The sequence below is a fragment of the Klebsiella sp. 141161 genome (genome assembly GCF_050600815.1).
GTDB lineage: Bacteria > Pseudomonadota > Gammaproteobacteria > Enterobacterales > Enterobacteriaceae > Klebsiella > Klebsiella aerogenes.
The window spans coordinates 762500-775791 of sequence record NZ_JAQIRN010000002.1; the positions used below are offsets into that span (position 1 = coordinate 762500).

11 protein-coding genes, 1 tRNA gene and 3 rRNA genes are annotated in these 13292 nt (G+C 53.6%); 10 read left to right on the top strand and 5 right to left on the bottom strand.

Annotated elements, in window-relative coordinates; genetic code table 11:
* Nucleotides 1-10 precede the first annotated feature (10 nt).
* The 7 genes from accB (at nucleotide 11) to fis (ending at nucleotide 6164) form a co-directional block, all read left to right on the top strand.
* Complete coding sequence (accB, locus tag PGR79_RS08245; protein ID WP_015369456.1) at nucleotides 11-472, top strand: acetyl-CoA carboxylase biotin carboxyl carrier protein; 462 nt, start codon at nucleotides 11-13, stop codon at nucleotides 470-472.
* Nucleotides 473-482: 10 nt separating this feature from the next.
* Complete coding sequence (gene accC, locus PGR79_RS08250) at nucleotides 483-1832, top strand: acetyl-CoA carboxylase biotin carboxylase subunit (RefSeq protein ID WP_015369455.1); 1350 nt, start codon at nucleotides 483-485, stop codon at nucleotides 1830-1832.
* 110 nt (nucleotides 1833-1942) lie between these two features.
* Nucleotides 1943-2185 (top strand): DUF997 family protein, encoded by a 243-nt coding sequence (locus PGR79_RS08255; RefSeq protein ID WP_087859166.1) that lies wholly within the window; start codon nucleotides 1943-1945, stop codon nucleotides 2183-2185.
* Nucleotides 2175-3626, top strand: coding sequence for a sodium/pantothenate symporter (panF, locus tag PGR79_RS08260; RefSeq protein WP_087859165.1), 1452 nt, complete (start codon nucleotides 2175-2177; stop codon nucleotides 3624-3626). The genes PGR79_RS08255 and panF overlap by 11 nt, the downstream gene beginning before the upstream one ends.
* A gap of 11 nt (nucleotides 3627-3637) precedes the next feature.
* The gene (prmA, locus tag PGR79_RS08265) at nucleotides 3638-4519 is read left to right on the top strand and encodes a 50S ribosomal protein L11 methyltransferase (RefSeq protein WP_087859164.1); all 882 of its coding nucleotides are present in this window, start codon (nucleotides 3638-3640) and stop codon (nucleotides 4517-4519) included.
* A gap of 358 nt (nucleotides 4520-4877) precedes the next feature.
* Nucleotides 4878-5843 carry a tRNA dihydrouridine synthase DusB gene (gene dusB, locus PGR79_RS08270; RefSeq protein ID WP_015369451.1) on the top strand — a complete coding sequence of 322 codons (966 nt, stop codon included), beginning with the start codon at nucleotides 4878-4880 and terminating at the stop codon, nucleotides 5841-5843.
* A 24-nt stretch (nucleotides 5844-5867) separates the two neighbouring features.
* Nucleotides 5868-6164: a DNA-binding transcriptional regulator Fis gene (gene fis, locus PGR79_RS08275; RefSeq protein ID WP_000462905.1), complete on the top strand. Its 297-nt coding sequence runs from the start codon at nucleotides 5868-5870 to the stop codon at nucleotides 6162-6164.
* 85 nt (nucleotides 6165-6249) lie between these two features.
* Here fis and envR read toward each other — a convergent pair whose 3' ends face one another.
* Nucleotides 6250-6906 carry an acrEF/envCD operon transcriptional regulator gene (gene envR / locus PGR79_RS08280; protein ID WP_113375051.1) on the bottom strand — a complete coding sequence of 219 codons (657 nt, stop codon included), beginning with the start codon at nucleotides 6904-6906 and terminating at the stop codon, nucleotides 6250-6252.
* 356 nt (nucleotides 6907-7262) lie between these two features.
* On the opposite strand from envR, the gene PGR79_RS08285 reads away from it, so the two are divergent.
* The 3 genes from PGR79_RS08285 to PGR79_RS08295 all read left to right on the top strand — a co-directional run bounded on the left by PGR79_RS08285 (nucleotide 7263) and on the right by PGR79_RS08295 (nucleotide 12025).
* A complete protein-coding gene (locus tag PGR79_RS08285; protein ID WP_113375052.1) occupies nucleotides 7263-8402 on the top strand; it encodes an efflux RND transporter periplasmic adaptor subunit in 1140 nt (379 codons plus the stop codon).
* Nucleotides 8403-8415: 13 nt separating this feature from the next.
* Nucleotides 8416-11526, top strand: coding sequence for an efflux RND transporter permease subunit (locus PGR79_RS08290; RefSeq protein WP_113375053.1), 3111 nt, complete (start codon nucleotides 8416-8418; stop codon nucleotides 11524-11526).
* Between the two features lie 277 nt (nucleotides 11527-11803).
* Nucleotides 11804-12025, top strand: a complete 222-nt coding sequence (locus PGR79_RS08295; protein WP_015369447.1) for a hypothetical protein — start codon at nucleotides 11804-11806, stop codon at nucleotides 12023-12025.
* 731 nt (nucleotides 12026-12756) lie between these two features.
* Here PGR79_RS08295 and rrf (PGR79_RS08300) read toward each other — a convergent pair.
* The 4 genes from rrf (PGR79_RS08300) to PGR79_RS08315 all read right to left on the bottom strand — a co-directional run.
* Nucleotides 12757-12872: ribosomal RNA gene (gene rrf, locus PGR79_RS08300) — 5S ribosomal RNA — on the bottom strand.
* Between the two features lie 37 nt (nucleotides 12873-12909).
* Nucleotides 12910-12985 (bottom strand) — tRNA-Thr (locus tag PGR79_RS08305).
* Nucleotides 12986-12999: 14 nt separating this feature from the next.
* A 5S ribosomal RNA gene (gene rrf / locus PGR79_RS08310) occupies nucleotides 13000-13115 on the bottom strand.
* Nucleotides 13116-13209: 94 nt separating this feature from the next.
* A 23S ribosomal RNA gene (locus tag PGR79_RS08315) occupies nucleotides 13210-13292 on the bottom strand; the annotation flags it as partial.

Genomic DNA, 13292 nt, shown 5'->3' on the forward strand with positions numbered 1-13292 from the left:
GAACCCACTCATGGATATTCGTAAGATTAAAAAACTGATCGAGCTGGTTGAAGAATCAGGCATCTCCGAACTGGAAATTTCTGAAGGCGAAGAGTCTGTACGCATCAGCCGTGCAGCGCCTGCTGCTAGCTATCCGGTAATGCAGCAAGCCTATGCTGCGCCAATCGCCCAGCCTCAGGCGCCAGCCGCCGCAGCGCCGGCAGCAGCACCTGCCGCTGAAGCGAAAGCGGAAATCAGTGGTCACATCGTACGTTCCCCGATGGTCGGTACTTTCTACCGCACCCCGAGCCCGGACGCGAAAGCCTTTGTGGAAGTCGGTCAGAAAGTTAACGTGGGCGACACCCTGTGCATCGTAGAAGCGATGAAAATGATGAACCAGATCGAAGCCGACAAAGCCGGCGTGGTTAAAGCCATTCTGATCGAAAGCGGCCAACCTGTAGAATTCGACGAGCCGCTGGTTGTCATCGAGTAACGAGGCGAACATGCTGGATAAAATTGTCATCGCTAACCGTGGCGAGATCGCACTGCGCATCCTGCGTGCCTGTAAAGAACTGGGCATCAAGACCGTTGCTGTGCACTCCACCGCGGATCGCGATTTAAAACACGTATTATTAGCGGATGAGACGGTCTGCATCGGCCCGGCTCCGTCCGTAAAAAGCTATCTGAACATCCCGGCTATCATCAGTGCGGCGGAAATCACCGGCGCGGTAGCGATTCACCCGGGTTACGGTTTCCTCTCCGAGAACGCTAACTTTGCCGAGCAGGTTGAACGTTCCGGTTTCATCTTCATCGGCCCGAAAGCCGACACCATCCGCCTGATGGGCGACAAAGTGTCCGCTATCACCGCGATGAAGAAAGCTGGCGTCCCGACTGTTCCAGGTTCTGATGGCCCGCTGGGCGACGACATGGACGCTAACCGCGCGCATGCCAAACGTATCGGCTATCCGGTTATCATCAAAGCCTCCGGCGGCGGCGGCGGTCGCGGCATGCGCGTCGTGCGCAGCGACGCTGAACTGGCGCAATCCATCTCCATGACCAAAGCGGAAGCGAAAGCGGCTTTCAACAACGACATGGTCTATATGGAGAAGTACCTGGAAAATCCTCGTCACATCGAGATTCAGGTGCTGGCGGATGGCCAGGGCAACGCTATCTATCTGGCGGAACGCGACTGCTCCATGCAGCGTCGTCACCAGAAAGTCGTCGAAGAAGCGCCGGCGCCGGGCATTACCCCGGAACTGCGTCGCTACATCGGCGAACGTTGCGCGAAAGCCTGTGTGGATATCGGCTACCGCGGAGCGGGTACTTTTGAGTTCCTGTTCGAAAACGGCGAGTTCTACTTCATTGAGATGAACACCCGTATCCAGGTAGAACACCCGGTTACCGAAATGATCACCGGCGTTGACCTGATCAAAGAACAGCTGCGCATCGCGGCGGGTCAGCCGCTGTCTATCAAGCAAGAAGAAGTGCAGGTCCGCGGCCATGCGGTAGAATGCCGTATCAACGCCGAAGACCCGAACACCTTCCTGCCGAGCCCGGGTAAAATTACCCGCTTCCACGCGCCGGGCGGTTTTGGCGTGCGCTGGGAGTCTCATATCTACGCCGGTTACACCGTACCGCCGTACTATGACTCAATGATCGGCAAACTGATCTGCTACGGCGAAAGCCGTGATGTGGCGATTGCCCGCATGAAGAACGCGCTGCAGGAACTGATCATCGATGGCATCAAAACCAACGTTGAGCTGCAGATGCGCATTATGAGCGACGAGAACTTCCAGCATGGTGGCACCAATATCCACTATCTGGAGAAAAAACTCGGACTGCAGGAAAAATAATCCTGTACTCGCTGCAAAAGGCCGGATAATCCGGCCTTTTTTCTTTTTCTCTCCCCTCGACTTTTCCATGCGGTACAATCCCCGCTTTCTTCATCCTCAAGGGACAAAAAATGGACAAAAGATTTGTTCAGGCCCATAAAGAAGCGCGCTGGGCGCTGTGGCTGACCCTTCTCTATCTTGCCGCCTGGCTGGCTGCGGCCTATTTACCGGGCGTCGGTATCGGCTTTACCGGCCTGCCGCACTGGTTCGAACTGGCCTGCCTGCTGGTGCCGCTGCTGTTCATCCTGCTGTGCTGGGCGATGGTGCGCTTTATCTTCCGTGATATCTCTCTGGAGGATAACGATGCAGCTTGAGATTATCGTGGTGCTGATCGCTTATCTGTTTGTGGTCTTCGGGCTATCTCTTTACGCGATGCGTAAACGCAGTACCGGGAACTTCCTTAGCGAGTACTTCCTCGGCAGCCGATCGATGGGCGGTTTTGTATTAGCCATGACCCTCACCGCGACCTATATTAGCGCCAGCTCGTTTATCGGCGGCCCCGGCGCCGCGTACAAATATGGGCTGGGCTGGGTACTGCTGGCGATGATCCAGGTACCGACGATCTGGCTTTCTCTCGGAATCCTCGGCAAGAAGTTCGCGATCCTGGCGCGCCGCTACAACGCCATTACCCTTAACGATATGTTGCAGGCGCGCTACCAAAGCCGCGCGGTGGTATGGATTGCCAGCGTCAGTCTGCTGGTGGCCTTTGTTGGGGCCATCGCGGTGCAGTTTATCGGCGGCGCGCGCCTGCTGGAAACCGCCGCCGGGATCAAGTACGAAACCGGACTACTGATATTTGGCATCACGATTGCGCTCTACACCGCTTTTGGCGGCTTCCGCGCCAGCGTACTCAACGATACGATGCAGGGGATGGTGATGTTGATCGGAACGATCGTCCTGCTGGTTGGCGTCGTCCATGCCGCCGGCGGCCTGCATCAGGCGGTAGACACGCTCCAGCAAATCGATCCGCAGCTGGTATCGCCCCACGGCGCGGATGATATCCTCACGCCAACCTTTATGACCTCGTTTTGGGTGCTGGTCTGTTTCGGCGTCATCGGCTTGCCGCATACCGCCGTACGCTGTATCTCTTATAAAGACAGTAAGGCCGTACACCGCGGGATCGTTATTGGCACTATCGTAGTAGCGATACTGATGTTCGGTATGCATCTCGCCGGCGCTCTTGGCCGCGCCGTCCTGCCGGGCCTCACCGTGCCCGATCAGGTGATCCCGACGTTAATGGTTCAGGTGCTGCCGCCGTGGGCCGCTGGGCTGTTTTTAGCGGCGCCGATGGCCGCGATTATGTCTAACGTTAACGCCCATTTACTGCAGGCATCGGCTACGATCATTAAAGATCTATGGCTCAGCGCTCAGCCGACGAAAAAGCGTAATGAGCAGAAGCTGAAGCGGATCTCAACGATCGCCACTTTAGTGCTGGGCATACTCATGATGCTGGCCGCCTGGCGGCCGCCGGAAATGATTATCTGGCTTAATCTGCTGGCCTTTGGCGGCCTGGAAGCGGTGTTCTTATGGCCGCTGGTATTGGGCCTTTACTGGGAGCGGGCAAATGCTGCCGGCGCGCTCAGCGCGATGTTAGTCGGCGGCGTACTGTATGCCGTGCTCGCGACGTTTAATATTCAGTACCTGGGCTTCCATCCTATCGTGCCCTCGCTGCTGCTAAGTTTGTTGGCTTTTGTCGTCGGGAACCGCTTCGGTCAACCCGTACCACCAGCCCCTATTATGACTACTGATAAATAAAGAGTTTTGCCATGCCTTGGATCCAACTAAAACTGAATACGACCGGCGCTCACGCGGAAGAACTGAGCGACGCGCTGATGGAGGCCGGCGCGGTCTCGATTACCTTCCAGGACACCCACGACACGCCGGTGTTCGAGCCGCTGCCGGGTGAAACCCGTTTATGGGGCGATACCGACGTTATCGGCCTGTTCGACGCAGAAAGCGACATGAACGAAGCGGTTGCTATCCTTGAGCAGCATCCGCTGCTCGGCGCCGGCTTCGCGCATAAAATTGAACAACTGGAAGATAAAGATTGGGAACGCGAGTGGATGGATAACTTCCACCCGATGCGTTTCGGCGAACGACTGTGGATTTGCCCGAGCTGGCGCGATGTTCCTGATGAGAATGCGGTCAACGTGATGCTTGATCCTGGACTGGCCTTTGGTACCGGCACTCACCCGACGACCGCGATGTGTCTGCAGTGGCTTGACGGCCTCGATCTGCAGGGCAAAACGGTTATCGATTTTGGCTGCGGTTCCGGCATCCTGGCCATCGCCGCGCTGAAGCTCGGCGCCGCCAAAGCTATCGGTATTGATATCGATCCGCAGGCCATTCAGGCCAGTCGTGATAATGCCCAGCGCAACGGTGTCTCCGAACGTCTTGAACTTTATCTGCCGCAGGATCAGCCAGAAGCCATGAAAGCCGATGTGGTGGTCGCAAACATCCTGGCGGGCCCATTGCGTGAGCTGGCCCCGTTAATCAGCGTGCTGCCGGTTACAGGCGGCCTGCTGGGCCTTTCCGGAATCCTGGCAAGCCAGGCGGAAAGCGTCTGCGAAGCCTACGCTCCGCTCTTCACCCTTGACCCGGTGGTGGAGAAAGAGGAGTGGTGCCGGATTACCGGCCGGAAAAATTAAGTGAGACTGCGGCCTACGGGCCGCATTTTTGTTTCCAGTAACCGTCGAATATTGCCAGGAAATGAGAGCCGGATCGCATTACGATGCCCTTTTTTGGCTACAAAAACAGCGTTTTATCCCGTCTCGTATCGCCTTCATCTCAGAAAAATCGAGAAGTTTTGTGATTTTATAATTGGACACAAATTATCCCGTTGTTAATAACGTAATGATTAATATGATAATTTATTCACGGCTATTACGTTACTCCTGGATTCATTGATCTGTAACAGAGGATTGGTCAAAGTTTGGCCTTTCATCTCGCGCAAAAAATGCGTAATATACGCCGCCTTGCAGTCACAGTATGGTCATTTCTTAACTCATGCGCATCGGACACCACCAGCTCAGAAATCGCCTGATCGCAGCACCTATGGCTGGCATCACTGACAGACCATTCAGGACGCTGTGTTACGAGATGGGAGCAGGTTTAACCGTCTCCGAGATGATGTCCTCCAACCCGCAGGTATGGGAGAGCGACAAGTCCCGGTTACGGATGGTGCACATTGATGAGCCCGGTATTCGTACCGTGCAAATCGCCGGTAGCGTACCGGAAGAGATGGCCGCGGCCGCCCGTATTAACGTGGAAAGCGGCGCCCAGATTATTGATATCAATATGGGGTGCCCGGCTAAAAAGGTGAATCGTAAGCTCGCTGGTTCAGCCCTCTTGCAGTATCCCGATCAGGTGAAGTCAATCCTGACCGCGGTCGTCAAGGCAGTGGACGTTCCGGTGACTCTCAAGATTCGCACCGGTTGGGAACCGGAACACCGTAACTGTGTAGAGATTGCCCAACTGGCTGAAGAATGTGGCATTCAGGCTCTGACTATTCACGGACGCACTCGCGCCTGCTTGTTTAACGGAGAAGCTGAATACGACAGTATTCGGGCAGTTAAGCAGAAAGTTTCCATTCCGATTATCGCGAATGGTGACATTACTGACCCGCTTAAAGCCAGAGCCGTGCTCGACTACACGGGGGCTGACGCTCTCATGATAGGCCGTGCGGCTCAGGGAAGACCCTGGATCTTTCGGGAAATCCAGCATTATCTGGACACTGGGGAGTTGCTGCCCCCCCTGCCGTTGGCAGAGGTTAAGCGCTTGCTTTGCGCGCACGTTCGGGAACTGCATGACTTTTACGGTCAGGCAAAAGGGTACCGAATCGCGCGTAAACACGTCTCCTGGTATCTCCAGGAGCATGCTCCAAATGACCAGTTTCGGCGCACATTCAACGCCATTGAGGATGCCAGCGAACAGCTGGAGGCGTTGGAGGCATACTTCGAAAATTTTGCGTAATAGAAATAAAGAGCTGACAGAACTATGTTCGAACAACGCGTAAATTCTGACGTACTGACCGTTTCTACCGTTAACTCTCAGGATCAGGTAACTCAAAAGCCCCTGCGTGACTCGGTTAAACAGGCACTGAAGAACTATTTTGCTCAACTGAATGGTCAGGATGTTAATGATCTGTATGAGCTGGTATTGGCTGAAGTTGAACAGCCACTGTTGGACATGGTGATGCAATACACCCGTGGTAATCAGACCCGCGCTGCCCTGATGATGGGTATCAACCGCGGTACTCTGCGTAAGAAACTGAAAAAATACGGCATGAACTGATATTAATCAGTGAATTGCTGAATTAAAAAGGCGCTCTTCGGCATGGGGAAGCGCCTTTTTTTATGGCCTGAGTTTTTATACGGAATTACTGCCCCACGGCAGCCATCGGCCACCCGCTATGGTCAGGTTGCTGCAACGATAACGCCGACATAATATTGTCTACCAGCACGGGCGCCTGCTGATAGAGATTGAATTGTTCAGGATCCATTAACCAGTTTTTAATAATTCCTGTAAAAGCCCCGTGTAATATAATCAACGTAATTTCGATATTTGTTTCCGCTGGTAATAGTCTGTTTCTGACACAGCATTGTAGTACGTCACGGACTATCGCGTAATTAAAGCCAATTCGCTTGCGAATTTCCGTTTCCGGTAACATATCGCTGGCGAACTCACATTTATGATAAAGAATCTGTAATAGTGCCTGCTGCCGGGGATTCTCAGCGATATATTGCAATCCGGTAATAAATTTTTTACGTAACCCGGTTAACGGATTTTGGTTATCCAGTTCCCACTGCTGATGAGGCAGTAACTCTCTGAGCGGCGGTTGCTGCTGCCACATCTCATTAAACAATTCAGCCTTGCTGGAAAAATGCCAGTACACCGCCCCACGCGTGACGCCAGCGGCGTCGGCGATATCAGTGAGAGTGGTATTGGTGACGCCGCGCTGTGCGAACTGCTGAATAGCGGACTCAATCAGGAGTTGACGCGTTCTTAATGCGTCCTCTTTGGTTTTTCTGGCCATAACCTTTTCCCACTCGCAACCTAACGGTGAATACAGAATTGACTGATACATCTGTCAATTTAGCATTCCAAAGAAAATATTATTTAGCAAAAATGCAGATACGAATATTTAATTTCGAGGAAATATAATACACACGACAAATATAAATACAAAACACATTCACGGAAGCAATATTAAAGAGAAGCGAACTAAACCAACTGCCTGTTTTTTGTTTTTGCGTGCCTTGTTCATTGCTCAAAAATAACTATTTCTTACATCCACCGGTGTTTATTTGTAGGATAACGAACCGCTTTAATATTCATTATTTCTTCGCAGATTCGCCGCCCTATCCGGCCCGTAATCTATAAGGAACAGCAATGACGAGTCATGCCAGAGTTTCTCTTTTATCCAGCTTAATTATCTCCGCCTTGTTGCTTACCGGTTGTGATAATTCAGGCGATCAACAGGCACAGCCACAAGCGCCTCAGGTTAGCGTGCATGTGGTGCACAGCGAACCGCTTTCTGTGACTACCGAACTACCGGGGCGAACTTCTGCTTTTCGCGTCGCTGAAGTTCGCCCCCAGGTCAGCGGCATTATCCTGAAACGCAACTTTGTCGAGGGCAGCGATATCAAGGCCGGTGAATCGCTCTATCAAATCGACCCTGCCACCTATCAGGCGGCCTGGAATAGCGCCAAAGGCGACGAGGCGAAAGCCGAAGCCGCGGCGGCTATCGCCCATCTGACGGTGAAACGCTATGTCCCTCTGCTTGGAACTCAGTATATCAGTCAGCAGGAATACGATCAGGCCGTCGCGACCGCGCGTCAGGCCGATGCCGACGTCGTGGCGGCTAAAGCCGCGGTCGAAAGCGCCCGTATCAACCTGGCGTACACCAAAGTGACTTCGCCCATCGACGGGCGGATTGGTAAATCCACCGTGACCGAAGGCGCGCTGGTGACCAACGGCCAGGCGGACGCCATGGCGACGGTGCAGCAGCTCGATCCGATCTATGTCGACGTAACCGAGTCCAGCAACGATTTTATGCGCCTGAAACAGGAAAGCCTGCAGCGCGGTGATGACAGTAAAAGCGTGCAGCTGATTATGGAAAATGGCCAACCCTATTCCCTGAAGGGATCGCTGCAATTTTCTGACGTGACCGTCGATGAAAGCACCGGGTCCATCACCCTACGCGCGGTATTCCCTAATCCGCAACACACTCTACTGCCGGGCATGTTTGTCCGCGCCCGTATCGATGAAGGCGTCAATCCGCAGGCGATTCTGGTACCGCAGCAGGGTGTTACCCGCACGCCACGCGGCGATGCCACGGTGATGATCGTCAATGCGCAGAACCAGGTAGAAAACCGTGAAGTCACCGCCGCACAGGCGATCGGCGATAAATGGTTAATCACCGGCGGTCTGCAAAACGGCGACAAAGTCATCGTCAGTGGATTACAGAAGGTTCGCCCGGGCATCACCGTGAAGACGACGGAAGATACCGCTGCCCCTGCCGCACAATAAGGTATGAATCGCTATGTCTAAGTTCTTTATTCATCGACCGGTGTTTGCGTGGGTGCTGGCAATCATCATGATGATTGCCGGTGGCCTTGCCATCATGCAGCTTCCTATCGCGCAATATCCCACGATTGCGCCGCCCGCGGTAGCCATCTCGGCAACCTACCCGGGCGCGGATGCGCAAACCGTGCAGGATACCGTTACCCAGGTTATCGAACAGAATATGAATGGTATCGATAATCTGATGTACATGTCCTCTACCAGTGATTCATCCGGTAGCGTGACCATCACGCTCACTTTCGAATCCGGCACCGATCCGGATATCGCGCAGGTACAGGTACAGAACAAACTGCAGCTGGCGACGCCGCTACTGCCGCAGGAAGTACAACAGCAAGGTATTAGCGTTGAGAAATCCAGCAGCAGCTTCCTGCTGGTTGCCGGTTTTATCTCTGATAACCCAAACACTACCCAGGATGATATTTCCGACTACGTTGCCTCTAACATCAAGGACCCTATTAGCCGCCTTAACGGCGTGGGCGATGTGCAATTGTTCGGCGCGCAATATGCCATGCGTATCTGGCTTGACGGCAACTTGCTGAATAAATATAACCTCACGCCGGTCGATGTTATCAACCAACTGAAGGTGCAAAACGATCAGATTGCCGCCGGGCAGCTTGGCGGTACGCCGTCGGTTAAAGGTCAACAGCTCAACGCCTCAATCATTGCCCAGACTCGCCTGAAAGATCCGGAGGAGTTCGGTAAAGTCACCCTGCGGGTTAACGCCGATGGTTCCGTGGTTCGCCTGAAGGATGTCGCGCGTATTGAACTGGGCGGCGAGAACTATAACGTTGTCGCCCGTATTAACGGCAAACCCGCCTCTGGCTTGGGGATTAAACTGGCGACCGGCGCCAATGCGTTAGATACCGCTACGGCGATTAAAGCGAAACTTGCCGAGCTGCAGCCCTTCTTCCCGCAAGGGATGAAAGTTGTTTATCCCTACGACACCACGCCGTTCGTTAAAATCTCCATTCACGAAGTGGTTAAAACGCTGTTTGAAGCCATTATCCTCGTCTTCCTCGTGATGTATCTATTCCTGCAGAACATCCGTGCAACGCTTATCCCGACGATTGCCGTGCCGGTGGTTTTGTTGGGCACCTTTGCGGTACTGGCGATGTTCGGCTACTCCATCAACACGCTAACCATGTTCGGCATGGTGCTGGCGATAGGGCTACTGGTCGACGATGCCATCGTGGTGGTGGAGAACGTCGAGCGCGTGATGGTTGAGGAGAAGCTTTCCCCCGTTGAAGCCACCGAGAAATCAATGGAGCAGATCCAGGGGGCGCTGGTTGGTATCGCCATGGTGCTCTCGGCGGTATTCGTCCCGATGGCCTTCTTTGGCGGCTCGACCGGGGCGATTTATCGTCAGTTCTCCATCACTATCGTTTCCGCGATGGCGCTGTCTGTACTGGTCGCGCTGGTACTGACCCCGGCGCTGTGCGCAACCATGTTAAAACCAGCATCCGCAGACCATCATGCCAAAAAGGGGTTCTTCGGCTGGTTTAACGCCAGGTTTGACCAAAGCGTTAACCACTACACCAACAGCGTAAGCGGGATCCTGCGCGGCACCGGGCGCTATCTGGTTATCTATCTGCTGATTGTTATCGGCATGGCCGTACTGTTTGTCCGCCTGCCGACATCATTCTTACCTGATGAAGACCAGGGCGTGTTCCTGACCATGATCCAACTGCCCGCAGGCGCCACCCAGGAGCGTACGCAGAAGGTGCTTGATTCCGTCACTGACTACTATCTGCAGAAAGAGAAAGCTAACGTTGAAAGCGTGTTCACCGTTAACGGCTTTAGCTTCAGCGGACAGGGCCAAAACTCCGGTATGGCCTTCGTTAGCCTGAAACCGTGGGAAGCGCGCAGCGGTACGGAAAACGGTGTCGAAGCCATTATCAAACGCGCCACTGCCGCCTTTGGCCAGATTAAAGATGCGATGGTCTTCCCGTTCAACATGCCGGCCATCATCGAATTAGGTACCGCGACTGGTTTCGACTTCGAACTGATTGACCAGGGCGGTTTAGGACACACACAGTTGACCCAGGCCCGAAACCAGCTTCTGGGGATGGTAAAACAACATCCGGCTCAACTGGTACGTGTTCGCCCTAATGGCCTTGAGGATACGCCGCAGTTTAAACTCGACGTCGATCAAGAGAAAGCGCAGGCGCTGGGCGTTTCACTATCCGACATTAACGAAACGATCTCGGCAGCGCTTGGCGGCTACTATGTGAATGACTTTATCGACCGCGGCCGCGTGAAAAAGGTCTACGTTCAAGCCGATGCCAGCTTCCGTATGCTGCCGGGTGATATCAATAATATGTATGTCCGCAGTTCTAACGGTGAAATGGTACCGTTCTCTGCATTCGTCACCTCACGTTGGGTATATGGTTCTCCGCGCCTTGAGCGTTACAACGGCCTGCCTTCGATGGAGATCCTCGGCGAAGCTGCTCCGGGCAAGAGTACCGGGGAAGCGATGGCGCTGATGGAGCAACTGGCCAGTAAACTACCTACGGGTATTGGCTATGACTGGACCGGCATGTCCTATCAGGAGCGTCTCTCAGGCAACCAGGCGCCAGCGCTATATGCTATTTCGCTGATAGTCGTCTTCCTCTGCCTGGCTGCACTCTATGAAAGCTGGTCTATTCCATTCTCAGTTATGCTGGTTGTGCCATTAGGGGTTATCGGCGCATTATTAGCAGCTTCGCTTAGAGGATTGAATAATGACGTTTATTTCCAGGTCGGCCTGTTAACCACTATTGGTTTATCTGCGAAGAACGCTATTCTTATTGTCGAGTTCGCTAAAGATCTTATGGATAAAGAAGGCAAAGGCATTATTGAGGCGACCCTGGAAGCATCTCGTATGCGTCTGCGCCCTATATTAATGACTTCATTAGCCTTTATTCTCGGGGTCATGCCATTAGTGATTAGCCATGGAGCTGGTAGCGGCGCGCAAAACGCTGTCGGTACCGGTGTGATGGGCGGTATGCTTACCGCAACGCTGCTGGCCATCTTCTTCGTGCCGGTGTTCTTTGTGGTCGTAAGGCGTCGCTTTACCCGCCACGCAGAATAATCGACTATAATTATCAAGGCGCCACGCGGCGCCTTTTTTTATATCTATCAGAACAACAAGTTAGTAGAAATATTAATTTTTTATCTTCGACTAACGCCTTGAAATATCCCCCTCTGCATATTTTCTTCATTATTTCTCATTTCTCTTCACGATATTTACACTGCTCATAATTTGAGATTATTTCCCCTTCCAGGCCTGGGTCATTGCGATGGTAAAATAAGCTATTCCGTTATGTGTTGACATCGTTGACAGCAAACGGTTATTTAGAGGTAATACCATGAAAAAATTAATATTAGTGACATTGTTAGCAACGTTGCTTGCTGGCTGTGCCCATGATTCCCCGTGCGTGCCTGTCTATGACTCGCAGGGCCGACTGGTGCATACCAACACCTGTGTAAAAGGCACAACACAGGATAACTGGGAAACAGCTGGCGCGATCGCCGGTGGTGCCGCAGCGGTTGCCGGTCTCACGTTAGGTATCGTGGCGCTTACTCGTTAGCGATTCCTCGCCATAATGCTCAGCCGGGAGGTATCCCTGTCGGCTTATTCCCCAGAAAGGCAAAAGGCCCAGTCACACGACTGGGCCTTTCATTTATATTGATATGGTCGCTTTCCCCGGGGGCGGCGCGATGCGCCTTTCCCGGGCTACGATTTTTGTAGCCCCGGTAAGCGTAGCGCCACCGGGGACCTGGCGGCGCGTCTGGCCGCAAAAGGCAAAAGGTCTTCCGACTGAGCCTTTCGTTTACGTTGGTATGACAGCGACTTTCCCCGGGGGCGGCGCGATGCGCCTTTCCCGGGCTACGATTTTTGTAGCCCCGGTAAGCGTAGCGTCACCGGGGATCTGGCGGCGCGTCTGGCCGCAAAAGGCAAAAACGAAAGGCCCAGTCACACGACTGGGCCTTTCGTTTATATTGATATGGTCGCTTTCCCCGGGGGCGGCGCGAGGCGCCTTTCTCGGGCTACGATTTTTGTAGCCCCGGTAAGCGCAGCGCCACCGGGGAGATAGACGCCACACAGCAAAAAACCCTGCACCTTCCGGTACGTGGTTCTTCTTGTTTGATGCCTGGCAGTTTATGGCGGGCGTTCTGCCCGCCCCCCTCCGGGCCGTTGCTGCGCAACGTTCAAATCCGCTCCCGGCGGATTTGTCCCTACTCCGAAGAGCGCTCATCGACAAACAACAGATAAAACAAAAGGCCCAGTCTTTCGACTGAGCCTTTCGTTTTATTTGATGCCTGGCAATTCCCTACTCTCACATGGGGAGACCCCACACTACCATCGGCGCTACGGCGTTTCACTTCTGAGTTCGGCATGGGGTCAGGTGGGACCACCGCGCTCTCGTCGCCAGGCAAATTCTTTACAAGTGCCGAACTTTAACCTAAAAAGTGGTGCTGATACCCAGAGTCGAACTGGGGACCTCACCCTTACCAAGGGTGCGCTCTACCAACTGAGCCATATCAGCACGCTAAATTTGATGCCTGGCAGTTCCCTACTCTCACATGGGGAGACCCCACACTACCATCGGCGCTACGGCGTTTCACTTCTGAGTTCGGCATGGGGTCAGGTGGGACCACCGCGCTATCGCCGCCAGGCAAATTCTGTTTACCAGCCCGTCATAACGACGTACTGATTAATCTGTATCAGGCTGAAAATCATCTCAAATCGCCAAAACACCTTCGGCGTTGTAAGGTTAAGCCTCACGGTTCATTAGTATCGGTTAGCTCAACGTATCGCTACGCTTACACACCCGACCTATCAACGTCATCGTC

Coding starts and splice junctions, on each gene's coding strand:
- panF (WP_087859165.1), top strand. CDS start 2,175: ATGCAGCTTGAGATTATCGTGGTGCTGATCGCTTATCTGTTTGTGGTC.
- PGR79_RS08255 (WP_087859166.1), top strand. CDS start 1,943: ATGGACAAAAGATTTGTTCAGGCCCATAAAGAAGCGCGCTGGGCGCTG.
- dusB (WP_015369451.1), top strand. CDS start 4,878: ATGCGCATCGGACACCACCAGCTCAGAAATCGCCTGATCGCAGCACCT.
- prmA (WP_087859164.1), top strand. CDS start 3,638: ATGCCTTGGATCCAACTAAAACTGAATACGACCGGCGCTCACGCGGAA.
- PGR79_RS08290 (WP_113375053.1), top strand. CDS start 8,416: ATGTCTAAGTTCTTTATTCATCGACCGGTGTTTGCGTGGGTGCTGGCA.
- accC (WP_015369455.1), top strand. CDS start 483: ATGCTGGATAAAATTGTCATCGCTAACCGTGGCGAGATCGCACTGCGC.
- envR (WP_113375051.1), bottom strand. CDS start 6,906: ATGGCCAGAAAAACCAAAGAGGACGCATTAAGAACGCGTCAACTCCTG.
- PGR79_RS08285 (WP_113375052.1), top strand. CDS start 7,263: ATGACGAGTCATGCCAGAGTTTCTCTTTTATCCAGCTTAATTATCTCC.
- PGR79_RS08295 (WP_015369447.1), top strand. CDS start 11,804: ATGAAAAAATTAATATTAGTGACATTGTTAGCAACGTTGCTTGCTGGC.
- fis (WP_000462905.1), top strand. CDS start 5,868: ATGTTCGAACAACGCGTAAATTCTGACGTACTGACCGTTTCTACCGTT.
- accB (WP_015369456.1), top strand. CDS start 11: ATGGATATTCGTAAGATTAAAAAACTGATCGAGCTGGTTGAAGAATCA.